The following is a 24,331-nucleotide window of genomic DNA, read 5'->3' as shown; positions in this document are numbered from 1 at the left end:
AAAAAAGGCAACACTTAATGTGTTGCCTTCAATAGTTGTTCCAGCCATTTTCCTGCCAGGCCCGGCCATGTATCCGCAGCGGGATTACCAGGCCGGAGTCCGTAGCCATGGCCTCCCTTATTGTAGAAATGTAATTCTACCGGGGCTTTGGCATCTCTCATGGCACCGGTCATGACCAGCGCACTATATCCATAGCTATCATCTGCCGTTGCAAATAAGAACATGGGCGGTGTAGCTGCATTAACTTTCAACTCTGGTGTCAGCGTTCTGTTTTCGCCTTCGTCGAGGTATGCCGGGTAGATCAGCATGGCATATGCCGGTTTGGCACTCAGCTTATCAGCAGCATCGATGGCGGTATAGGTTTGCCTATCGTACAGGGTGGCTGCACGCGCACTCAGGCTACCACCTGCGGAAAAGCCGATGAGGCCTACCTTTTCAGGGTTTATCTGCCATTCGGAAGCGCGGGATTTCACGAGCCTGATGGCCCTTTGTACATCCTGTAAGGCACCTTCTCTTTTCTGCGGAACGCGGTAGTGCAGTACAAATGCAGTATAGCCCAGCTTGTTAAGCCATTGTGCTATTTCATAACCTTCCAGATCGATGGCCAGGATACCGTAGCCGCCACCCGGACAAACAATCACTGCTGCATCTTTGCGGCCTTCTAACGGCGCCGGGTAAACGGAAATAAAGGGATCGGTTACCGAAGAAATACGATGAACATTCCGGCTGCTGTCGGCCGACATTTCCAGTGGTTTCTTCACGGTTTCACCGGGAGCGATACCGGGCCACAAGGCTATTTGCTTTTCCTGTTGTGCCATTCCATTAAGTCCATAACCCGCCAGCATGCAAAGGAGGATCAATTTTTTCATAATTGTCTGCATGAGTTTTATTTAACACAATTCAGCCATCCCTGTGCCATCAGGCGTGCGCCTGCAACGGAAGGATGTACACCGTCTCCTGTCCAGTAGGAAGCAGGGGCCGATTGAATGGCTTTATCATAGATGGCCTGGTAAGGAATAAAGATCGCTTTGTATTTAGCGGCAATTTCTTTAGCGGCCACCTGGTATTCATTGAACGTCGGGAACCAGGAATCATCCACTGCCTTTACGCCTTTAACAGCGTATGGCTCACCGATGATCAGCTGTACATCTGGCAGCTGTTGCTTTGTACGGTCCAGGAGTTTGTCGAGGTCGTCGTGGTAAACCTTTGAGGTACCGTTATATTTATTGGTAAGGGTATGCCAGTAGTCATTTACGCCTACGAGAATGCTCAATACATCTGGTTTGAGTGCCAGACAGTCGGCATCCCAGCGTTCAGCCAGCTGAAATACCTTATTTCCGCTGATGCCTCTGTTGAAAATTTTCAGGTTTCTGTCCGGATACTGCCAGAGCATTTCAGAAGCAGCCAGGAGTGGGTATCCGCCACCCAATGCGCTATTATTGTTGGGGGCATCATTGTCTCTTTTGCGGCCTACATCGGTGATGGAGTCGCCCTGGAAGAGGATGGTACAATCTTTCTTCAGCGCGATTTTTGGTGATTTTTCTGCAGGAGCGGCTGCTGCAACGATTTCCGGCAAACTAAGTGCGGCAAGGCTTCCAAGAGATACATTTCGTAAAAAACTACGACGGTTTGTGTTATTCATAACGAAGGTCATTTTTTAGCAACAGCTAAAACTATAAAAAACCGACGATAATTTTTTTAATATCTCAATTGAAAATTACCGGTCATCTGAAGGCACTCCTATACAAAGGCACTCAGACCGGTGATGGCTTTCCCCACTATCAGGGAATTGATTTCCTTGGTGCCTTCATAGGAATAGATCCCTTCGGCATCAGCTACAAAGCGGGCGACGTTGTATTCCAGCAGGATGCCGTTGCCTCCCATCACTTCACGGGCACGGCTAACGATATCGCGGGTACGAAGGGTACAAAAAACTTTCGCGAGAGAGGCATGTTCATCTTTGAGGCGGCCTTCGTCCTGGAGTTCGGAAAGGCGGAAAGCCATTGTTTGCATGGCGGTGAGGTTGGACAACATTTCTACCAGATGTCCCTGTATAAGCTGAAAACCGGCGATGGGCTTACCAAACTGCTTCCTTTTCATGGTATAGTCCAGCGCATTTTCATAGGCTCCTCTGGCGCACCCAACCGCTTCCCAGGCTACACTGGCCCTTGTCATGCGCAATACGTGCGACGTATCTTTAAAGCTCGCTGCATGTGCCAGGCGGTCACTTTCTGCTATGTGGCAGTCTTTCAGTGTGATCAGGCCATTCTGAACAATGCGGAGGGACATTTTATCGTGGATCTTTTCTACGGAGAAGCCCGGGGTGTCTTTTCGCAGGAGAAAACCTTTTACCTGGTTATCATCTACATCCCTGGCCCAGATAACGATTACATCTGCAAAGGTGGCGTTGCCGATCCATTTTTTCTGGCCGTTAAGTACCCAGGTGTCGCCGGTACGTTTAGCCGTGGTGGTGAGTCCGCCGGCGGTACCGCTACCTACTTCCGGTTCGGTGAGTCCGAAGGCCCCTATTATGTTCAGTTGCTGCATTCCCGGGAGCCATTCATCTTTCTGCGCTTCAGAGCCCAGCATATAAATGGAACGCATGGCGAGGCCGGTTTGTACGCCGAAGAAAGTGGCGATGCTGGCATCTACGCGGGCCATTTCCATTGCGATGATGCCCTCCATCAGGAAAGAGCGGTTGGCACAACCGTAACCTTCAAAGGTGATACCGGTGATATTTAGTTCTCTGAATTTAGGAATGATTTCAAAAGGGAATTCAGCCTTGAGCCAGTATTCGTTTACCAGCGGCTGTATCTCCTCTTCCATGAAACGGCGTACTTTCAGCTGTAGTTCTCTGTCTTCGGGAGATAGCCGGGCGGCAATATCATAGAAATCACCATTAACAGCGGGAGGAACCTTCTTTTTCGAACTTCTGGCGCTCAGCATCTTCAACAGGCCGTTCAGCTGGTTTTCGTCCATTTTGGAAACGGATTCCATTACCTTGGGCAGATCGACCTTTTCAGAGAGTTTTGCCAGCATTTTAAAATCAATGCTTTTAAACAGATGGTAGGCATTCCTGAGCTTTGAGAAAGTTCCAGACATACGACATGGTTTTAGATGAATATACGAATTATTTCACCTTAAATTTCCCCTGTGGCGTCACTTCCAGTAATTTGCCTGCTACTTTTAGTGTAACCGGGCCATTAAATTCTATCTTTTCCCCCTGGGCAGAAATAGCATCATCCTGATCTTCGAATTGTGCAGGCATCGTGCCGGCATATATGGTTCTTTTCAGTCCGTTGTAGACGATGAAACGATCGGTAACATCCATGTTTTCATTTCCCAGAAAGACCTCTGCCAATACTTCATTATTTCTTCTGAAGATGTGTAATCCTATTGCCACCGGCTTTTCGAAAGGAATCCAGGATACACCGTTGAAGTAATGCTCTTCATGCTCCTCTTCTCCCGAAAGGATTTCCTTCAGGTTGGCCTTCAAGGTAGCCGGGTCATAGAAATTGCTGGCGATCTGAAGACTGTTGCGGGTTTGATCGAGTTTGCCCTCGTTATCAGGTTTTAAGGAGAGATCCCATATATATCGTAAATCATCAGAGAGGTTCACCGTATAATAAACAGGCTCACCCAGGGTTTCCGTCAGGTGAATATTGCCGGAAGCATCTATCGTTGCATTTTCTGCCGTAGTATAGTAAGATTCAGCGGCTTCTGTGCCCAGCAGCATATGCCGGTCTGTTTCCTTGCCTTCCGGTGAATATACTACCAGCTGGTAGCCCGGTTCGGTAATACCTTCTCCCTGCTCCATCTGGCCGGTAGTATATACCAGCATCGGATATTTACCGGGCAGACTGATTCTTCCGAAATGATAAAATTGCAGGGTATCTGCCAACATATATCCTTCGAAGTTATAGTAAGGTGTGAGCAGTGACACCGGCTTCAGCAGACTGTTATCAGGGGCTATTGTCAGCGCCAGGGGCAGCTTCAGCGCAGGAAACCTGTTCATAAAATCCTGGAAGCTGACATTCTCCTGTGGAATATGGGTGATGGTTCCGTTCCTGCCTATACGAATCAACTTCAGCTTACTTTTACTTTTGGGAGATGATTCCCGGTTAGTATAATAAACATACCATTGTGTTCTGAGCTGTACGAGGGAATCGCCGTCGAAGACAGGCTGCATGGAAGTATTGGAATGTTCGTTGCCATTTTCCTCTACCGCGTTTACACCAATTTCTTCGCTGGCAATGGTTTTACCGTTTTTATGAAAAGTGGCCAGGAAGACCTGGTACCTGTTCTTATTCAGGTCTGTATAGCATTTAAATATAAGTGCGGTAACCGTATCTCTATTAAATAACACCCCTGCCTGGATCATCTGGAATTTATGCCCGTTTGCAGCGGGAATAAATGCATTTGCCTGAACAGTTTTCAGCTGATCATCATTATAAGGCATGGTAAGCTTAGGGAGAGTATCCACCATACCGGAGAAACCAGGAATAGTTTTGATAGTCACCTTAGCAATATCAGCATCCGAATTATTGGTTTCATTATTTTGGCATGCCAGCATTGATACAGACAACAATGCCATCAAGGTTTTCGCCAACGTTTTCATGGGTGTATGGGATGATTTGACGGGCAAGATAATAATATTCTGCATAAAGCGAAAAATTGCCTTTGTAGCCAGACAAGCAGAACAGGTAAACGGGAAAACCCCGGAAACCCTCTCCGGATATCATCTTCCGGACAATCATCTACCTAAAAATACCAGTAAAACATGGCAGGTTAAATATTTATTCGCTCTTCAGACTTTTTACAGGATTCACCAGGGCAGCCTTAATACTCTGGAAGCTGATGGTTAGTGCCGCTATCGAAATGGCGATGATGCCTGCGCCTGCGAAAATGATCCAGGACAAACCAATACTATAACTGAAATTTTGCAGCCATTGGTGCATGGTATACCATGCCAGCGGCATTGCAATGACAATAGCAATCAGCACCAGTTTCAGGAAATCGCCGGATAAGAGCGCAACAATATTGACAACGGAAGCGCCTAATACTTTACGTACGCCAATTTCACGTGTACGCTGCTCAGCAGTAAAGGCTGCCAGGCCAAACAGGCCCAGACAGGCGATAAAAACAGAAAGGCAGGTAAACAATGTGTTAAGTTTACCTACAATCATCTCACTGTTATAAACCTTTTGAAAATCCTGGTCCAGGAAGGAATAACTGAAAGGGTATCCCGGGTTCAGCTTTTTACAAATGGCTGCTGTGGCAGCAAGTGCCTGTTTTGTTTGTCCGGTAGTTGTTTTAATCAGAATATAATCATAGCCCCAGTTTTCGTTCAGACGTATGATCAGCGGGCGGATTGGTTCATGCAGGGAATTGAAATGAAAGTCTTTCAGCAAGCCAACAATGAGGCCCGACCGCTGCCCGAATGTAAGTGGCTATCCGATTGGATCTTTATATCCCAATCGTTTTGCGGCTGCTTCGTTGATGATATAATTTGCAGAATCAGCCCCGAAGGCAGGAGCTTCAGGTTCAATGTTTTAACGAAATCATATCCAACAGCGGTATTGCTAAATTGAATGGCGACATCCGTGTTCTGGCCTGTCCACCGCACGCCGTCCGTTCCATGGCCAGACGGGCTGTAGTACAGCGGATTAACAGGTTACTTGATAACTGGAGCTGTTCAGCATCGGACTATACGTATCCGGTTTAGAACACCGTCACTTCTAATTTACTATTATTTTTTTAATGAGAAACGGGCATACCGGCTGATACCAGTATGCCCGTAGCACATTAGTTATGGGTAATTATTTCGTTGCCGTTGCATCCGCTATAGCTGCAGCAGTTTTGGTCAATTTACCATCTGCACCTACTGTGATAGCACCGTCTTTAAGTAAGACCCGGACAACACCATTCATTTTCATCCTGGCAACAGGAGGCATGTATAAAATATCCGCATCAATCGGTACATGGAGATCAGGCTTTGAGCCGGCAGATAACTTTGATGCCACTGTTAAAGCATCCAGTATCTTCCTGTTCTGATCTAAGGAGAGTATTTCATATACAAACTCTTTCTTATCAAACCAGCCGTGCATCACGATATGAATATTGGCACCCGGATAATTTCCCAGGTAACAATATTGATTATCCTCACTGGTGGTATCAGCGACGCCGGTATTGTATCTGGCGCTGTCGCCAACAAAATCCTTCAGGTCCATATCAAAAGCAGTGGCTGTTATGGCGAGTGTTCCATTCGGCTGTACTGCAATATCTTTGTTCAGGTTGGTAGTATATGTACCCACTCCAAGTGTAAAACCAAATTCTGAACCGTCGTTGGACTTTTCTACCATATGCATGGTACCTGCAGAGTCAATACTAAAGTCATTTCTATACAGATAAATCCCTTCTCCTCCTTCTCCACCGGTCACCTGATGCCGGTCAATTTCTCTTCCATTCCCATCAAATACGGCAACATACAAACCGTCTTCAACATCCTCTTCACCACCTTCCATCATAACTTCAGCTGATTTCACCAGGTACAATGTATACGCGGATCCCGGGATATTGTATTTACCTACTTTATAAAATTTAGGAAAATCATACCCTAATAATTCACTTGGGTCATACCAGCCATTATTCAGATCAAACTGAGGGAACCCGGTAGACTTAGGTGTTTCAGGATATGAAACAGGCAGGTTTAATACCGGGAAGTTACCTGCAAATGCCAGGAAGGTTTCCTTATGGGCTTTCTGCCAGCTATGATGGCCGTCTTGCTGTATCAGTAAGTGTTTGATGAGCGACGCTTTATTTCCACCACCTTCTCTGTTGATATAGTATTCACGTACCTCTATGATAGAATCAGACCCCATCACCAATTTGCTATAGGTATTCTGCTCACCCATCCTGTCATTATCCATTTCGTATACTTTGGTTTTCTGAATGAGCTTACCATCTTTAGTATAGGAAGCAAGGAAATAGGTATCCATGTGGCTTTCGTCTGTGACCCCGTTGTAGAGTACGGCGATGAAGTTGTCTGGCGACGGAATGCGTACGGCATGGATGCTTTGGAATTTAACGGAGCTGTCGCGGTACATATACTGGGCAGTAACCGTATCCCAGATCGCTAAATTCGGAGTAGGAGTATGCAGTAATGTTAAGTTCTGGACAAAGGTTCCAAAATTTTCCGTTGAAACAACGTTACCTGTTTCTTTCTTTTTTGATGGCTGGCAAGCCACGAAGAGCAGCAGTAAAAACGCCGCATAATTACGTATAGGCATAAGGGTAGGTATAACAAGTGGCAAAGGTAGTGGTAGCATCGGAAAAAAAAGAAACTTATACATTAAAAAATAAAAAGCCACTGACAGTTCAGCCAGTGGCTTTTTATTAACAAGATAAGATGGAAGAATTTAATATTATTCGGAGCCCTTTGACCGTGTTGCCTCTCCTTCTACCTGCTTTATCAGCTTACCTTCGGCAGTAACCACATATACGAGATCCTTCAACAAAATTTTTACAGGGCCGCTGTTTTTCATTTTCTTCATTGGCGGCACATATAAAGCGCGATCAGGTATGGCCACATGCAGCGCCGGCTGTTTACCTGATGGCAGATTTGCCGCGATAACAGCAGCATCCAGTATTTTATGCTGCCCATCAACTGTTATCAACTCATATACATATTCTCCTTTTAATGTCCAGAAATGCAATACTACATTAACATTGGTGCCAGGATAGTTTCCAAGGAATTCATATACATGGTGCGAAGTATCACTGGGAAAATTTCCTAAGGTTGTGCTGTCAATGGATAACTTCTGCATGTCCATTTCAAAGTTGGTAGCCACTACGTCCAGCCGGCCGTTTGGCTGCACTGTAACATCAGTTTTCAGCATACTGGAATATGTATCAGCGTACATAGAGGCTTCAAATACAGGCACATGAATTTCTTCCTGAATATGCATTACGCCAGCGGCATCCATGGTAAAATTCTTCCAGCGGGTATAAGATCCATCTTCCCCCCAATCCTTTCCGGTTGCTTTTATTCGGTCTGTTTCCTTTCCGTTGGCGTCAAATACAACTACGTGAACAGCATCATCGATATGTGCTTCATTATCCGGATGGGTGATTACATCAGCTGTTTTTATGAAGACGGTAGAAAACTTACTTCCGGAGATATTAAGTTTCCCCATCTTATAGCAGCGAGGGAAATCGTAGGTCAGCATTTCTTTCAGGTCAAACCAGCTATTATCGCTTGCAAACTCCGGCCAGTTGCCGGAGTTGGGGGTTTGTGGAAAGCTGAGCGGCAATGTCAGCTGGGGGAAGTTTCCAATAAATTTCGCAAAGGGCTCTTTATCACTGTTCAGCCAACTATGATGGCCGTCTGCCTGTATTAATAATTTTTTAACTGCTGCCGACAAATATTTTTCTTCTTCCGGTGAATGTGTATCCAGTTGGAAAGTACGCAATTCAAGGACGCTATCTGACGGTATGGCTAATTTCTTCCAAACCCCTTCAGCCCGATTACTCTTACTTAATTCAAAAATGACGGTCTTCTGAATCACGCTGCCATCCTGGTTATAGGTAACAAGTATACTACTGTACTTTTCATCAGGCCCGGCAGTTCCATCATATATTATTGCTATAAAATTATCAGGCGATGGCAAGCGTAAAGCATGAAATTTACTGAATTGAATGGAACTGTCGCGGTACATATATTGCCCTTCAACAGCCTCATACAGGTTGATAAATGCATTGGGTGGTTTTATGGTAGAAAGGCCATTAACGAATTCGTTGAAGTCAGCTGCTGAAACGGTGCCGGCAGCACCTTTCTGTTTAGGGGTTGGCTTGCAGGCTATGAAAAGTAGTAGCAACAGTGCTGTATAGGTACGTATAGTCATATGGGTAAGGAATAACAAAATGAAAAGATTACCTTATAAATCCGGAGTAGTTTTCGGAACCGTTATATTTAGTACAGGTTCCATTGATAATGTACCATTAGCCTCCATCGTTAATGTCTTATCTTTAAAACGTACTCTTACCGGACCGTTCATGGTTCCTGGCAGCTGCTCCAGGTTTTCGAATACAGTTTTATCGAATGTAACTTCATCTGCCGGTATACGATCAAGACCTTTATAGGCCACTACCATTGCATCAATGATTTTGGCCTTCGCAATGGAAACAATTTCAAAAACATAGACCTTCCCTGATTTCCAGCGGTGTAAAGCCAGGGACATATTGCTACCGGGCACCCTGGTAAGCAATGTATATTTCTGCTGATTATTAACAGCCAGTTTATAATTCGCAATAGCTGAATCAGCATCGAAGCTTTTCATGTCCACATCCAGCGAATTGCAGAAAAGTTTTAATCTTCCGTTCGACTGCACGGATAATTCTTTTCTCATCAGATAAGATATACTAAACCCTTCGTTCTCAAAAACTTCTCCCTTATCTAATTTAAACTCAGCAAAATGGCAGTTACCTATGGAATCAACATTAAAATCCCGTACCAGTGTAAAATTATTATCAACCTCATCACCGCCGGTAACGCGCCACTGGCCATATCTTTTACCACGCTCATCATAATCGACCACATAGAGCGCGTCATCTACCTGCTGGTTAGTATATTGCAATATTGGTTGCGACATTTTCAGCACATAGAAACGGTGTTGTGTACCTGGAATGTTTACTTTTCCCATTTTATTAATTTTGGGAAAATCAAGTCCCAGCAAAGGCCCCAGATCAAACCAGTGTGCTGCTCTGTTGACCGTTGGCAGCGGCTCAGCATCATCCGGGGTATCGGGGAAGATAAACGGCAATTGCAGCTCCCGGAAGTCTTTCCCAAAGTGCTCAAAAGTTTCTGTATCATTGTCCAGCAAAGTATGCTGTCCATTTTTCCCAATCAATATTTGCGTAATGTCAGATGCAGGGTTTCCGGTAGCCTCCCAGCTACCGCTGAAATAATACTGTCTTAACTCCAGTAAAGAATCGTTTTCCATTACAACCGCACCGCCCCATTTGTGGTCCGGCTCTTTTCTGAGCTTTTTCATGAGCGTTTTACTGACAAGTTTGCCTGCCGGCGTATAAGCGGCAACAATAAAGCTATGGGTCAGCGTATCTTTTTCATCGGTGGCATCATATACTATATTAATCATGCTATCTCTTGGGGGCAGCATTGCTGCTGTTACGGCAGCATACGAGGTATAGTCTCCGAATACACGGACCGCCCTGAGTGAATCCATCCATATCCAGGTGGTAGGTGTTTTAACCGTATCAAGATTGTTCAAAAGCATCTTGAAATTTGCTGTAGTAAAATCCTCATGGGCGGGTTGTCCGCAAGCAATCATAAACAGCAGGGATACAGCGGCAAAGAAACGTATAGGCATAAGAGTAAGGAATAACAAAGTGCAAAGATAGTCGCAAGGTTTACACACCCAATACCCGGAAGGTGTTAAAAAAAAGCCCCCGGAAAGAATTCCAGGGGCAGGTGATTATAGGATATGAGTTTATTATTAGTCAATTATGGTAATTGTTTTTTTGAGCTTCAGGTCTTCTGAATTCGCGCCTATTGCTATTTCAAAGTCCCCTGGCTCAACAGTCCAGTTCATATTCTTATCCAGCAGGGCCAGGTCGTCCGGGTGCAGGGTGAAGTGCATTGTTTTCTTTTCGCCTGGAGCCAGTGTTACGCGGTCGAAGCCACGAAGCTGCCAAACGTAAGTAGTGACACTGCTTACTTTGTCGTGCATATATAATTGTACCACTTCATCGCCGGTACGTTTACCCGTATTGGTTACATCCACTGACACCTGGATATCTGTTTGCTGGTGGCCCTGATCAGGTGTTACCACCAGGTTGCTGTATTCAAATGTTGTGTAGCTGAGGCCATAACCGAAAGGATACAGCGGTCCGTTTACGCTCGTACGACCGTAACCGTTATTACCGCTGGAAGGCTGATCAGCATGAGATCCGGGTTTATACGGGAAGTTCAGTTCCAGCTGACCGGTTGATTTAGGGAAGGTAACGGTGAGTCGGCCGCCCGGGTTATAATCCCCGAACAGCGCTTCTGCTACTGCTATACCACCTGAAGGGCCAGGGAACCAGGCCTCAAGGATAGCCGGCAGGTTTTGGTTTTCCCAGTTGATGGTTAAAGGCTGGCCATTGATCAGTACCGCTACTACCGGTTTGCCGGTGGCATGCAATGCCTGCAGCAGTTGCAGCTGACGACCCGGCAAATCCAGGCTGGTACGGGAAAGGCTCTCCCCTACGCGTTTATCGTCTTCACCAACCACTGCAACAATAACATCCGCTTCTTTCGCTTTTGCTACCGCTTCGTTGATATCGTTCTGCTCATCCTGGCTCAATGGTGTAGGAATAACTTCCGTGCCAGGCCATCCTGGGTTTACCACATCACAACCTTTGGCGTAAGTAACTTCGAGGCCTTTACCTGCCTGCTTCCGGATGCCTTCCAACACGGAAATCACCGGGTTATGCGAAGGACCATAGCGGCTGTTGGCGTGACTTACGGCTGTGGCCATCGGTCCGGTTACCAATAACTTTTTGATCGCCTGTTTATTGATTGGTAAAGTATTGTTTTCATTTTTCAGGAGTACCAGCGACTCGCGGTTCAGTTGCAGTGCAAAGGAATCGTCGGCAGGAGTATGTACACCTTTGTCGGCTGCTTTCTCGTCTACGTAAGGCTTATCGAAGAGGCCCAGGCGGAACTTCACGCGTAAAACATCACTTACACGGCTATCGATCGTTTTCATATTTACCTTTCCTTCTTTCACCAGCTCACGAAGCGGGGTGATGAAATCTTCCGGAGGGGTAAAGTTGGTACGAACGTTCAGTCCTGCTTCTACTGTCTGGCGAACCGCTTCTTTATAGGTAGCTGCTACGTGGTGTTTGCTGAAGAGGTATTCCACCGCATCACTGTCGGACACCACATATCCGTCGAAGCCAAATTTCTGGCGAAGTAATTCGGTGAGGAAGAAATAGGAACCAGTTACCGGCTCACCATCCCAGTCGTTATAACTGCTCATTACGCCCATTGGCTTTGCTTCCTGGATTACGCGACGGAATGGATAGAGGTATATCTGGTACATTTCTCTTGGCGCCACATGTGGGTCTGTACGGGCGTTGCCATCGCGGCCACCTTTAGGAATACTGTATACTGCAAAGTGTTTCAGTGTTGAAGCCACTCCCTGTGATTGTATACCGATCACCATTTGTTTACCCATTTCAGCGATGAGGAAGGGATCTTCACCATAGCATTCTACCACACGGCCCCAGCGTGGGTCGCGGGCAGGATCAAGAATAGGTGCATATACGTTCGTATAGCCAAGCAGTTTAGCCTCACGGCCGGCGATTTCTCCTGCCTGGTGTACCAGTTTACGGTTCCAGGTACTACCGATGCCGATTGGCGCCGGCAAAGGGGTGGCGCGGTCATGGTTCAGACCATGTATACCTTCGTTGGTAAAATCTACCGGTATACCCAGCCTGGTTTCCTCAATAAACCATTTCTGAACGGTATTGATGGCAGCCGCATGTTTATTAAAAGGGAAAGAGTAGGCAGATTGGGCTTTGCTGTTACCGGCCAGACTGTTCAATTCCTCATCGATGTTGGCGATACCATCTTTCCAGACTTTGTTTTTCCATTCCGGGGTTGGCATTTCATCTTTGAGTACGCGGCCATAACCGTATAGGGTGGCCATCTGACAGGTCTTTTCGTCCAGTGTCATTTGAGAAAGGAGGTCCTTCACGCGTGCATCAACTGTCTGAGATGGATCTTCAAAGATGTCCATCTTTCCATTTTTGTTGAAATCAATCCAGCCATTCCGATAAATGGGCAGCTGACCTTTCTGAGCGGCTGCATATTGTACCGTCAGCATAGTTAGCAGGCCCGTTGCTGTAATCCTGAGCTTCATTTTCCGATGTTTATTTAACGGGATAAAAATTCTTTGCAATGGATTGCAAAACGCCTCCAAGATAAAATTATAATCTGAAAATCAAGAAGAAATATGAAATATGGCCAGAAATCAGTTTGAGTAGATTTTTTAGGTAGATCAGAAGAGATTTACCTGATTAATTACAGGGGGAAGAAGTGCTGGCAGATCGGTGGCGATGTGGGCTTTATAGCCTGGCAGCAGGAAGAGTTCCTGGAGTTGCCAGGATTTCTGGTCCAGTAAAACCTGGTCTTTGCTGACATCAATCAGCTGCAATGGCAGGTGGAGGCCTCTCCCATCTGCTTTGATAATGGCTTCCTTACGGGTCCAGTAGTAAAAGAACCGGCTATGGTCGTGCTGAATAAACTGTAGTTCGGCGGGTGTCCAGATGCCTTCAAAATCGTCCAGTTCTATAGGTTGAATTTTTTCTATGTCGATGCCTACCCTTCCTTCTGTGGAGAAGGCGCATACTGCAACATTACCGGTGTGCGACAGGTTAAAGTCGGGGCAACCCGGAATGTAGGGGCGTTTATAGTTATCCGACAGGATCATTTCCAGGAGGTTGTCTGCCAGGTGATTGGTTCTCAGCGCATGCTGGAGGAGTAGTCTGCTGGTGAGTGCAAGGCCGGCATCTTTAAAGTAATGGTACCTGTTAACATAATCCCTGATGGGCGTGGGCATTGATGACAGGGCCGATTCAAAATCGGGCAGTTCGTTCGGTGCAGTGGCATAGAAGACCTGTATCATGCCTATAAAGATAATATTAAATTATGCGAAATGGAGGCGTGAAATATAAAAGGCGATGGTACGCGTATATGTCAACTTATATTTATAATGAAAAAAAGAACTACATTAGCAGCATTCATTATTAATAAAATTCTTTGAAGGTTAAATGATTACATCACCTTCTTATCAAGCATATCAGGCGCTTTTTCATTCACTGTACAACGAGTTGTGTAATTATGCCTACAGTTTTCTGAATGACGATGCCGCCGCGGAAGACGTGGTACAGGAAACATTCATTAAGTTATGGCAGAAACACCAGGACCTCATTGGAATTCCAAACATTAAAGCCTACCTGTTCAGGGCAGTACGCAATAATTCCATTTCAGCGTTGCGGAAAATCAATGTAGAACAGGCGCATAATAAGGGATATGAGTTACTGGCCGATTACAGTGAAGAACCTGGAGAACAGGAAAAGGAACAGAGCAAACCATACTATGAGCAGCTGATATATGAAGCCATTGAAAATCTGCCTCCTCAATGTAAGGAAGTATTCACCCGTTGCCGGGTGAAGGGCATGACTCATCAACAGGCTGCTGCCGAGCTCGGTTTATCCGCCAAAACGGTCGAGAACTATATGGGAAGAGCACTAAAAATCCTTCGAAAGTACCTCTCCGCCTACGGATTACCGGTCTGTATGTTATTTCTTGTTAATTTATTAATAGACTAATAGAGGGATGATGTCCCTTTTGCCGTTGTATAGATAGAGCACACTGTAGTTATTTATGGAACCTAGCACCTTATATGAACTGATCACACTACGACTGTCCAACCAGATCAGCCCTGAAGAAGACCTGGTACTCCGTCAATGGACGGAAGCCGATGAGGCAAACCAGCAAGAGTACGAGAAAATAGTGAAAATCTGGAACGATAGTGCGAAATCCCGACCTGAAAGGCAATACAATACGCCGGCAGCCTGGATAAAGGTAGATCAGCAAATTCAGTCTTCATTACCTGCAACTGCCAAAGTGAGGCCACTTTGGGCCAGATATGCTGCTGCCGCAGCCGTTCTCGCCTTATTGTCTGCCGGCGCATGGTGGATGACGGAATCTTCTTCCTATAAAATGCATGAAGTGGCGGCCAATGAAGGTAAAATAAAAGACCTTCAGCTGGATGATCAAACCAGTATCAGTCTCCGCCCGGGCTCCAGCATCAAATACAGCAAAGCCTATAAAGAAAATAAAAGGATCGTGGAATTAACAGGTGAAGCATGGTTCCAGGTAGCCAGCGACGCCAGCCACCCCTTTGTCATCAAAACGCCCAATCACGACCAGGTAGAAGTACTGGGAACGGCCTTTACCGTAGAAACCAGCGACTCCGGCACCGTAGTAATTGTTACAGAAGGTAGCGTAAGACTCGGAAATGAAGACCAGAACCAGGGCGTAATCGTTAGCAGCGGCAAAAAAGGTATCAGTAAAAACGGACTTCTTTCCGCCGCAGAAAACGATGATCTCAACTTTTTAGCCTGGAAAACAGGGACATTACAATTTAATGATCTTCCACTTGTTGATATATTGCCACAATTAGCCGATTTTTACAGCAAAGTAATCAGGATCGACGAATCTTACCAGAAGAATGCCGCTCAGCAAAGAGCAACCATCACCTTCCGGGATCAGTCCTGTGATAATGCATTGCATGAACTACAACTATTGCTGGGCTTCAAATACAGACAAGAAGGCGACACGATTGTCATCAGCCAATGATTATGTAAAAATCGCCTGTACCGTTACAACATTATTGTTTCTGCTGCTTTTGCCGTGGACAGCTGTCCGCGCCCAGCAAAACAGTGACTCACTTCTATCCGTACACTTCAAACCTACTTCCCAACAGGGAAGTATTTTGTCGTATATACAGGAAATACAACGCCATACCGGCATACAGATCTCCTATAGCTCTAATTTTATTCACCTGAACAAAAAGGTGCAGCTAAACGGAAACGAAAAAACTACCGGTATGGTGCTCAACACCATCCTCCAGGGAAGCGGTATCCAGGCCGCCGCCTTCAACGGCAAAATATTCCTCCTCCGGGAAAACTCCCAGACGCAATACTATACCGTCAGCGGCTTCGTAAAAGAAAATTCCAGTAATGAGGCTATTATCGGCGCTTCCATATATGACCCGGTAACCATGAAAGGTACCGTCAGCAACGCCTACGGCTTCTATACCCTCCAGTTGCCCGACACCTGCCACCAGATCGTATTTTCCCACGTGGGCTATGAAACGGTATTACAACCGCTTCCTCCGCCTGACGAAGGTCAGCTGGATATCTACATGTCTATCCGCAATTACCTTCAGCCGGTAGTCGTAAACGCCGCGCCTGCAGACTCCATGGTACTGCATGCAGGTTATATCAATATGCCGGTATCTTATGTAAGCAGCTTCCCTTCCCTCCTGGGAGAGAAAGATGTGCTGAAGTCACTGCAATTCTATCCCGGCGCCAGCAGCTCCCTGGAAAGCAGTGCCAACCTCCTTATCAGAGGCGGCGGCGCAGACCAGAACCTTTACCTCCTGGATGGTGTACCTATCTATCATACCGGCCACCTCTTCGGACTGTTCTCTATTTTTAATGGTGATGCCGTCAAAGATGTCTCTCTTTATAAAGATGCATTTCCGGCCAAATACGCAGGCAGACTGTCGTCTGTGGTAGACATCCGCACCCGCGATGGTAATATGAAGGAATGGCATGGCAGCATTACTGCAAGCCCGGTATCTGCCAGTGCTGTAGTTGAAGGACCGATCGTAAAAGATAAAACTTCCATGGCCCTCAGTCTTCGCAGATCACTTGTAGATGCACTCTATGGTGGCAATATCCTTAAAAACTATGGCAAGTATTACCTCTACGATGTCAACCTGAAAGTAAACCAGGTTATCAACGATAAAAACAAATTATACCTGAGCTTCTACAAAGGCCAGGACAAACTCCGCATCAGCAGTGATAACCCGGTAATCCTGTTATTCGACGACTACAACTTCGACTGGAGTAATATCACTGCTGCCCTGAAATGGACCAGTGTATTGTCGCCAAGGATATTCATGAACAACACGGTTACCTATAGCCGGTTCTATAATCTTTTCAGACAAAACTCCGTCATCCCGCTGAGTGAAACGGATTCCATGTTCGTTAAGGGACAAGGAATATCCAGTATTAAGGACGTGGCCGTACAGAATGAAACAGAGTATAGCATCAACAATATGCATAAGCTGTCTTTCGGTGGTGGTTATACGTACCACAACTTCGCTCCTACTGCATACAGCACCAATATTTCAGCAGGTGAAGCCATCAAAAGACAGGCGCCTAAATATTTCATGTCAGAAGTAAATGCCTATGCAGAGGACCAGCTGACAATATTCAATGATAAGCTGATCATAAGGCCAGGCTTACATTTCGGGGCACTGCTACAAGCCGGGTCCAGTTATACCAGCTTTCAGCCCCGACTGATGGTACGCTGGAAACTACCACAGAATCAGTATATCGAGGCTTCGTATTCGAATATGACGCAGTTTATTCACCAGCTGACAACACCGGTGATCAATCTGCCTACAGATCTCTGGGTACCCAGCACAGATAATATTAAACCGGAACGTTCCTATAATTACAGCCTGGCTTACGAGAAAAAATTGAATGACCAGTGGAGATTCAGCGTAGACGGATATTACAAACTGTTAAGTGATATCGTCACTACCAATACTGTGCTGAACATCTTCGATAATTCCGATCTCTGGGAGAAGAAAGTTATCGCTGGTACCGGCACCAATTACGGTGCGGAAGTATTGCTGGAAAAGACCAAAGGGAAATTCACCGGCATATTCAGCTATACGCTGGCATGGGCATGGCGCCAGTTCGACCGCACCAATGGGGGCAGAAAGTTCCCTTACAAAGAGGACCGCCGCCATACCATATCGCTGGCCACCAAGTACCAGCTGAAAAAAAACTGGACAATATCAGCCACATGGAAGTACGCCAGTGGTGCGCCTTTCACATTACCACAGCAAATATTTCCTGACCTGGATTGGGCCAGACATATCAATGGTTACCTGGATGAGCGCTATTCGCCATTCTCTACCTACCAGGTTAATTATCTCCCCTTCTTCAGCGGGCTGAATAATTACCGGTTACATGCCGTGCATCACCTGGATATCGGCACCAACATCTACCTCGGAGAAAAATCCAGGTTCAAGCATATCATCAGTGCGGGCGTATACAACATCTATGACCGGAACAACCCGTTCATCGTGAGTTTCGACCAGTTCTCCTATTATAATTTCGACCAGGTATATCCGATACAGTTATACCAGTATAGTATTTTCCGAACATTACCATATTTGAGTTATACATTAAAATTCTGATTATGAAGTTGCTGCATTTACCAGCTGTGTTAATGATAATGTTGCTCACCGCCTGCGAACGGGAAATGCCACTCCCTGCCATTACAGGTACGCCCAGGGTAGTGATTTACAGCGAGCTGACAGCCGGACAGGCGCCAGTGGTGCTGGTTGGCAAAAGCAAAGTGATAGGTCCCGGGGTAGACAATGGTTTTGACCTGGTCAAAAATGCAATTGTTCAGCTGACCACCAAAGATGGTAACCTGGTAGAGACGCTCAGTCTTAACAGCGACAGCAATAGCCTGATGAGCTCTTACAGTGGTAAAACCACGCTCGCTGCCGGCACCAACTACCGCGTAATTGTGAACGTGCCCGACATGAAAGAAGCACTGGCTTCTGCCCTCATCCCACCGGCGCCAACGGTTGTACTGCACGATACCTTACGTACCCTGCTCAACGGCCGCCCGGTGTTACGGTTCAACTTTATCATCTCACCACAGCCGGCAGGCAGGCAGTTTATCGTGATGGAAGCGCTGAAACAATCTGCCACCGTAGATATCTATTTTACGTATAATGGTGTCCGTTATAACAAAGCGGAAAACGAAGACTTGTACGAACAGGTGAAGAACCAGCATGGTGTATTGATTACCAAAGACACCACCTTCCTGAACGATTATCTCCGTATACCGGTATACACACAGGATGAAAATGCCGACAATAACCAGATCGGCGGGTTAAATGAAAACTATAATACCATTCTTTTTAGCCAGACAAATAAAACCATCAACACGAACCTGTATATCAATGCTACCGCATTAAGTTCCAGTCCGGCCGAAGCCATTGCGCCTAAAGGCCGTGTACTCGTGTACGTTAAAGCTGTTTCAAAAGAGTATTATGATTTCCTGATGACCTATGAGAAAGTGAAGCGTAATCCGGGGCTCAACAGCCTTATTCAGGCGATACAGCTGAGAAATAATACCGTCGGGGGACTTGGGATTGTTGGGGGTAGCAACCAGGTATTGTATAGTTTGTACTACGATGAGTTGTAATTTATCGTAGCTGATTTTTTTGCAGTATCTACTGATGGTAGATACTGGAGGGGGCCGCCCTGCGGAGCGTGGCGGCCATCCCCGGGAATTAATTATTTGGGGCAGTATAAATATTATCTGCCTTATTTATATCTGCATCCCAGGTATCTCCCAATACCACCTGTTTAATTTTATGGGCAGCAGTAAATGCAATTTCCACTTGTTTTTCGCCATGTTCCCAGCAGGCGATGCTGCGATGGTACTTTTTAACACTGCCATCATCAAAGGTAACTGCAATATCTACCGGTACAGGCTTAGTTCCTTTTGATTCAACTACCACCGTACATTGATCAATGTTTTGCTTCACGGTAGCAATGCCCTGATCAGGATAGCCGTTATCAAAGAACCAGCTTTTCCAGAACCAGTTCATATTACGGCCGGCGCCGGCGTTCATGCAGTTGAAGAAATCGTATGGCTGCGGATGTTTGCCATTCCACTGTGTAATATAATGGTGCAGTGCTTTCAGGAAAAGGCTGTCGCCGAGCATATCTTTTACATAGAGATAACCCAGTCCTGGCTTAGGATAAGAGTTGGTCATGTATGCATCTGAAAGCTGATTGGATGGCGACATAATCGGCAGGTCCTGGAATTTGCCGGCGATGTTATTGTAAGGAAGCATACCATAATCATCCACTATAGTACTATCGATCAGGGGAGAAATAACCCACTCTCCTATGGTAGCCCAGCCTTCATCCATCCAGGCATAGATCGTTTCATTGATGCCCATGTAGAACGGAAACATGGTATGAAATATTTCATGGTCTGTCAGTTCGATGGCCTGCGCTTTGTTGTTCAGCGGGTTGTCGTTTACCATCATCGGATATTCCATCTGATCGAGTCCGTCAAAAACCGTTTCATGACTATAAGGGTACGGCCAGCGCGGGAAGGTATAGCTCATGTGTTTGACGGTGGCGCGTGCAAAGCCGGCCACTTCGAAGTAATCAGCATGCTCCGGATTAAACACCGCATCAACACGGGTACGGCGTTTCGTACGTGGGTCTACTTCCACGCCGGAAGCCTGCCAGAGGTAGTGGTTACTCAGTGCAAAAGCGAAATCAGTTACATTTTTAGCTTCGAAGCGCCAGGTATTACTATTCCGGTTTTTAGTGATCTTTCTGCCGCTGACATCTGCGCTGTCTATCACGAACATTATTTTATCACTTTTCTCCGCCTGCGCGATCCTTTGAAGGATTTTAGGCTGGTAGACTTCCTGACCATTTACAAGGTCGCCGGTAGCCCAGGCAGCATAATCACCGGGGGCAGTGATGGCTACGTGGAAATCACAGAAATCGTTGTAGAACTCAGTAATGCCGGTATATGGTACTCTGTCCCAGCCGTTGATATCATCATATACAGCTATACGGGGAAAGAAATAAGCGATAAAGTAGGCACCGGTATCGATGGAGCCGGTGCGTATATGGGTATTTTCGTTAAGGATATAGGAGAAGTCCAGCTCCAGCCGAAGCTGTTTGCCGGGGGCGAGTGCCGGGATAAAAACCGGCATGTTGGTGCCCAGTGTTTTTGGGATCAGGATTTCAGCGCCATTGGCCCGGAAGTTTTTAATGACAACGCCATCGGTGAGGTCGTCCGGGGAGATGGGCATTGCGTGTATATTTCCCTTCTGGTAGAGGTTTGGGAAGACTTTAAAATTAATTTCCTTCAGTGTATCCTGGCTGTTATTGGTGTATATGATCGTTTCTGCCCCAGCCACCCGGTTGGTTTCGGGTGCAAACGAAACCTGGATATTATAATCCGCATGGTTCTGCCAGTATTTTTGTCCGGGTGCGCCGGATTCATTTCTGGTGCCTTTCTCATATGCCTGTTTGATGTTCAGCGGCATGTACAGCGGTTGCTGCGCCACTGCCTGCTGAATGACTGCAGTCAGCAGGAACGATAATATTGCCTGTATCTTCATAAAATTTAATATTACAGCATACGCAGTAATGGACATCAAATGTAGGAAATAAGCACCTTATTGCCTGCCGGTATTACCATTTGCTGTATCGGAGATATTATGGGAGCTGTCTGCAGGGAGTTTCAATGTATCCGAAGGATTCATATGAGAGCTGTCTGCCGGCAATGTTTCGCCGGAGGTAGCTTTTTTTATGGGGGCGGTGGGGGCTGTATTCCTTTTACGGGTATAGTCGCTGGAGAGCCCTTCCTTTTTCATCTCTTTCATGGTTTTCTTATCGAAGAGATACTGTGGATGCTTTTCGGGACGTAGTCCGTCATCGAATTTCGATTCAGCTCCCATGGCGGGGGCTGTATATATCTTATTGGAGGTATTGCAGGCTGTTATGGCAAACAGCAGAAAGGCCAGGCAGTACTTCATGCTTTAATCGTATAAAGTGAGCATGGGCAAGGGAAGGACGCAATATAATTAACGAATATCCGGAAAGAATATTATTAAAATGAAGGTATTTTGAAAATCAAATACCCTGTATTAAATTTAGCCTAAATTCATTGAATGCGACTCTGAATTGTCCTATTATTTCATAATTTCATAACCTATTCACAACGTCCGATGAAAGCTATGTACCGTTAATATGAGAGGTGCATTTTTTATCGCAGTTATTATCACAACACTATGAAAGTATCTACAACCAGCTTCCCCAGCGTATTTGAGACAGCCTTCGGGAACACGGAGAACTCCAGTAAAGATTTACTGAACGGATTAAAAATCAAGAAAGATGATACATGGTATCTGGTCGGGAACCTGGCCAAGAGAGGCGGCATAAATCCGGGCAGGGTGACGAATGCTTCTCCTACGGAGGAAGACTACGAGATACTGTTCAAGGCGGCGCTGCTGAATACCATCGACAAGGTACAACAGCCAATGTCCGTTACCATGGGCTTCCCATTTTCTACCTACAATATCTACAAGGCTGCCGCCGAGCAATTCCTTAGCAAAAGGCATTTCCTGGTAGATTATGATACCCAGACCTTCAACAACAAAGGTTCTTTTAAAAAGGGTATGTTCGATATCGAGCGATACGAAGTAATCCCGGAGATCGTGGGTGGCATCATCGGTTTGAAGAAAACCATCAATGAACCCCAGTTAGACAACTTCATTGCCATCAGCTTTGGTTTTGGCACCATTGAGGGAGGCATGGCTACCGGCGATGGCCTGATTCACCGTACCTGCTTCAGCTCCCATGGTATCAAATATGCCATCAACAACCTGACCCGTGAACTGAACCAGAAGCATTACCTGGAAATGAAGAATGAGCATCAGGTAGACGACGCCTTCATGAAAGGTTCTATCTTCACCAACCGTAAGCGTATCGACCTGCGTGAAATGCGTAAAGGGGTGCTGACCCAATATTACAAGGAAGTGGTTTCTCCTTTGATGCGTCAGTACTTTACTGACCTGGATTTTGAAACCTGTGAAAAAATCTACCTGATGGGTGGTGGCGCGCACTACAAGGAGCTCACCGATGCCTTTACAGAAGAATTCCGTGATTTTATTCCGGTAGAAGTTGCCCCGGATCCTGAAAAACTCATCAGTATTGGTTATCTTCATAACTCTTTAAGAATATCTGATAATAAACCTACTCGTTGTGTAGGCCTTGATCTCGGGAATGCAAGTTCCGTTATCTCCTACTTCGAGGATGAACATACGAAGCCATCGGCTGCTACTACGTCCACTGCTGCGGCAGCTGAGGCACCGGCAGCATCGGCTACGATTCCTATTAACCTGTAAATTGTTCGTGTGATTAACGTCAGTCATTTATTCCGCAACCTGATCTCTCCTGGTGCATTCAGGATTCCTAAATCTGTTTCAGTAAATGGTAGTATAGACGCTACTATTTCCGGCCGTATTGATGGACATATCCGTGGTGACGTAAAAACCACGGGGAAGCTGATTATCAGTGAAAATGCCAGTATCCGCGGGCATGTATATGCTACGGACCTGGTTATTAAAGGGAAAGTTTATGGCGACGTTTATATCAGCAACAAGGCGTATGTGACCACCAAGGCTTTTGTGAAGGGAGATGTGAACGCCATGATATTGGAAATAGAAGAAGGCGCGGTAGTAGAAGGAGCTATACGCAAGAACGTGCAGGTACAACCACCGGCTGAAATGCCTGTGTCTGTTAAAACCATCCCCGTTCCTGTGGAAAATAAGCCTTCTGCTACTGCTACTATACCTGAAAATGAGGAAGACAAGCCCACTTCCTGGTTTTAGTCTGCCCCTATTTTTGTTTGAGGGGATCCAGCAGATAACCTAATCCATTCATTTTTATTACCAGCAGCGTTTCCAGCAGCATACCCAGTTTGCCGGCAGGGAAACCTTTGCGTTGAAACCATTCCAGGTAGCTTACCGGGAGGTCACACAGCACCGTATTTTCATATTTTCCAAACGGCATCTTCATTGTTACCAGTGCTTTCAGTAATTCCGGGTTGGGTTGTGCTGCTTCCATCTTTATTTTTTTGCAAAGAAAAGGAAAAGAAACAAAAAAGGTGCTGCAAGCTTCAGCCGCAACACCTGTATGTACTAATGAATGAAATGATGATCAGCGCTGTAACAGGCCACCATTCTGCAATGCGTCGGACACCGTTTTGGAAAACGCCTTTCCGAATGATTGCAGGCTGCTTGGATTGTAGGTTTCCGACTGGCCCGACCATACCAGTTGCCCATTTTTTGTAAGATCGTAGAGATTCGTTTCCAGGAAATAAATCTTATCCGTGGTATAATAGCCCGGAGAATATACCGTGCCGTACATATAGCCATAGTAGCCCCAGAAGCTGCCATACCAGCCATATGCAGGATATGGCGCGTACATCATGGAGCCGGGCACATACCTGGTTTCTGATTCTTTATTTACCAGCGAGGTTGTCAATACGGCCGTATAACCAGCTTCGCGGATTTTATCTGCCATCTGCTGCTTCGACACTTCATTTTTAGGGTCAAAGTTTGGCGGGAACATATCCAGGCTTTTGCCGGTAACAATCCCTTTTTTCGCCAGGGCTGCGGCCAGGTCTGTTTCTACGGTTTGCCGGGCACCAAGGTTCGACGACAAGCTGGCGATCAATATTTTGTGGTACCCTGTATTGGCGGCTTCATTTCCTTTCCAGGTACCGGTCATATGAACGGAAGTACCACATCCGCTCATCAGCAGCACAAAAGCCATGGATAGCACTAGCTGGGCACGGGAAAAGACTTTACTGTAACGGGGAAACATAGTTGTA

20 protein-coding genes are annotated in these 24,331 nt (G+C 46.0%); 6 read left to right on the top strand and 14 right to left on the bottom strand.

Features of this window, described 5'->3' with window-relative positions:
* Positions 1 to 14: 14 nt before the first annotated feature.
* From F3J22_RS21555 to F3J22_RS21510, 10 genes are all read right to left on the bottom strand, one after another.
* A complete protein-coding gene (locus F3J22_RS21555) occupies positions 15 to 869 on the bottom strand; it encodes an alpha/beta hydrolase (RefSeq protein ID WP_167020000.1) in 855 nt (284 codons plus the stop codon).
* A 17-nt stretch (positions 870 to 886) separates the two neighbouring features.
* On the bottom strand, positions 887 to 1,642 hold the full coding sequence (locus F3J22_RS21550; RefSeq protein ID WP_167019999.1) for an SGNH/GDSL hydrolase family protein: 756 nt from the start codon (positions 1,640 to 1,642) through the stop codon (positions 887 to 889).
* Positions 1,643 to 1,740: 98 nt separating this feature from the next.
* Positions 1,741 to 3,102: an acyl-CoA dehydrogenase family protein gene (locus tag F3J22_RS21545; RefSeq protein WP_167019998.1), complete on the bottom strand. Its 1,362-nt coding sequence runs from the start codon at positions 3,100 to 3,102 to the stop codon at positions 1,741 to 1,743.
* Between the two features lie 28 nt (positions 3,103 to 3,130).
* Positions 3,131 to 4,618 carry a hypothetical protein gene (locus tag F3J22_RS21540; protein ID WP_167019997.1) on the bottom strand — a complete coding sequence of 496 codons (1,488 nt, stop codon included), beginning with the start codon at positions 4,616 to 4,618 and terminating at the stop codon, positions 3,131 to 3,133.
* A gap of 178 nt (positions 4,619 to 4,796) precedes the next feature.
* On the bottom strand, positions 4,797 to 5,411 hold the full coding sequence (locus tag F3J22_RS21535) for an ABC transporter permease (RefSeq protein ID WP_205195498.1): 615 nt from the start codon (positions 5,409 to 5,411) through the stop codon (positions 4,797 to 4,799).
* Positions 5,412 to 5,819: 408 nt separating this feature from the next.
* A complete protein-coding gene (locus F3J22_RS21530; RefSeq protein ID WP_167019996.1) occupies positions 5,820 to 7,289 on the bottom strand; it encodes a hypothetical protein in 1,470 nt (489 codons plus the stop codon).
* A 135-nt stretch (positions 7,290 to 7,424) separates the two neighbouring features.
* On the bottom strand, positions 7,425 to 8,903 hold the full coding sequence (locus F3J22_RS21525; protein WP_167019995.1) for a hypothetical protein: 1,479 nt from the start codon (positions 8,901 to 8,903) through the stop codon (positions 7,425 to 7,427).
* Positions 8,904 to 8,936: 33 nt separating this feature from the next.
* Positions 8,937 to 10,388 carry a hypothetical protein gene (locus F3J22_RS21520; RefSeq protein ID WP_167019994.1) on the bottom strand — a complete coding sequence of 484 codons (1,452 nt, stop codon included), beginning with the start codon at positions 10,386 to 10,388 and terminating at the stop codon, positions 8,937 to 8,939.
* Positions 10,389 to 10,514: 126 nt separating this feature from the next.
* Entirely contained in the window at positions 10,515 to 12,926 is a 2,412-nt protein-coding gene (locus F3J22_RS21515; RefSeq protein ID WP_167019993.1) for a glycoside hydrolase family 3 N-terminal domain-containing protein, read from the bottom strand.
* A 138-nt stretch (positions 12,927 to 13,064) separates the two neighbouring features.
* The gene (locus F3J22_RS21510; protein ID WP_167019992.1) at positions 13,065 to 13,691 is read right to left on the bottom strand and encodes a 4'-phosphopantetheinyl transferase superfamily protein; all 627 of its coding nucleotides are present in this window, start codon (positions 13,689 to 13,691) and stop codon (positions 13,065 to 13,067) included.
* 145 nt (positions 13,692 to 13,836) lie between these two features.
* Here F3J22_RS21510 and F3J22_RS21505 point away from each other — a divergent pair, with 145 nt between their 5' ends.
* The 4 genes from F3J22_RS21505 to F3J22_RS21490 all read left to right on the top strand — a co-directional run bounded on the left by F3J22_RS21505 (position 13,837) and on the right by F3J22_RS21490 (position 19,099).
* Positions 13,837 to 14,397, top strand: a complete 561-nt coding sequence (locus F3J22_RS21505) for an RNA polymerase sigma-70 factor (protein WP_167019991.1) — start codon at positions 13,837 to 13,839, stop codon at positions 14,395 to 14,397.
* A 55-nt stretch (positions 14,398 to 14,452) separates the two neighbouring features.
* Positions 14,453 to 15,430, top strand: coding sequence for a FecR family protein (locus F3J22_RS21500; protein WP_167019990.1), 978 nt, complete (start codon positions 14,453 to 14,455; stop codon positions 15,428 to 15,430).
* A complete protein-coding gene (locus F3J22_RS21495) occupies positions 15,363 to 18,074 on the top strand; it encodes a TonB-dependent receptor (RefSeq protein WP_167019989.1) in 2,712 nt (903 codons plus the stop codon). Before F3J22_RS21500 ends, F3J22_RS21495 begins: the two co-directional genes overlap by 68 nt.
* A gap of 65 nt (positions 18,075 to 18,139) precedes the next feature.
* Positions 18,140 to 19,099, top strand: coding sequence for a DUF4249 family protein (locus F3J22_RS21490; protein ID WP_370459464.1), 960 nt, complete (start codon positions 18,140 to 18,142; stop codon positions 19,097 to 19,099).
* Between the two features lie 88 nt (positions 19,100 to 19,187).
* Here F3J22_RS21490 and F3J22_RS21485 read toward each other — a convergent pair whose 3' ends face one another.
* Together F3J22_RS21485 and F3J22_RS21480 are read right to left on the bottom strand one after the other, a co-directional pair.
* Positions 19,188 to 21,053, bottom strand: coding sequence for a M1 family metallopeptidase (locus F3J22_RS21485; RefSeq protein ID WP_167019987.1), 1,866 nt, complete (start codon positions 21,051 to 21,053; stop codon positions 19,188 to 19,190).
* Positions 21,054 to 21,110: 57 nt separating this feature from the next.
* Positions 21,111 to 21,470 carry a hypothetical protein gene (locus F3J22_RS21480; RefSeq protein WP_167019986.1) on the bottom strand — a complete coding sequence of 120 codons (360 nt, stop codon included), beginning with the start codon at positions 21,468 to 21,470 and terminating at the stop codon, positions 21,111 to 21,113.
* Positions 21,471 to 21,725: 255 nt separating this feature from the next.
* On the opposite strand from F3J22_RS21480, the gene F3J22_RS21475 reads away from it, so the two are divergent.
* The gene (locus F3J22_RS21475; protein WP_167019985.1) at positions 21,726 to 22,841 is read left to right on the top strand and encodes a ParM/StbA family protein; all 1,116 of its coding nucleotides are present in this window, start codon (positions 21,726 to 21,728) and stop codon (positions 22,839 to 22,841) included.
* A gap of 9 nt (positions 22,842 to 22,850) precedes the next feature.
* Positions 22,851 to 23,327, top strand: a complete 477-nt coding sequence (locus tag F3J22_RS21470; protein ID WP_167019984.1) for a polymer-forming cytoskeletal protein — start codon at positions 22,851 to 22,853, stop codon at positions 23,325 to 23,327.
* Positions 23,328 to 23,334: 7 nt separating this feature from the next.
* Here F3J22_RS21470 and F3J22_RS21465 read toward each other — a convergent pair whose 3' ends face one another.
* Together F3J22_RS21465 and F3J22_RS21460 are read right to left on the bottom strand one after the other, a co-directional pair.
* The gene (locus F3J22_RS21465) at positions 23,335 to 23,562 is read right to left on the bottom strand and encodes a DUF3820 family protein (RefSeq protein WP_167019983.1); all 228 of its coding nucleotides are present in this window, start codon (positions 23,560 to 23,562) and stop codon (positions 23,335 to 23,337) included.
* Positions 23,563 to 23,655: 93 nt separating this feature from the next.
* A complete protein-coding gene (locus F3J22_RS21460; protein WP_167019982.1) occupies positions 23,656 to 24,324 on the bottom strand; it encodes a hypothetical protein in 669 nt (222 codons plus the stop codon).
* Between the last annotated feature and the right edge of the window lie 7 nt (positions 24,325 to 24,331).

It is taken from the genome of Chitinophaga sp. Cy-1792 (assembly GCF_011752935.1).
In the GTDB taxonomy this organism is placed as follows: domain Bacteria; phylum Bacteroidota; class Bacteroidia; order Chitinophagales; family Chitinophagaceae; genus Chitinophaga.
This window is presented reverse-complemented; position numbering and strand designations above follow the sequence as displayed.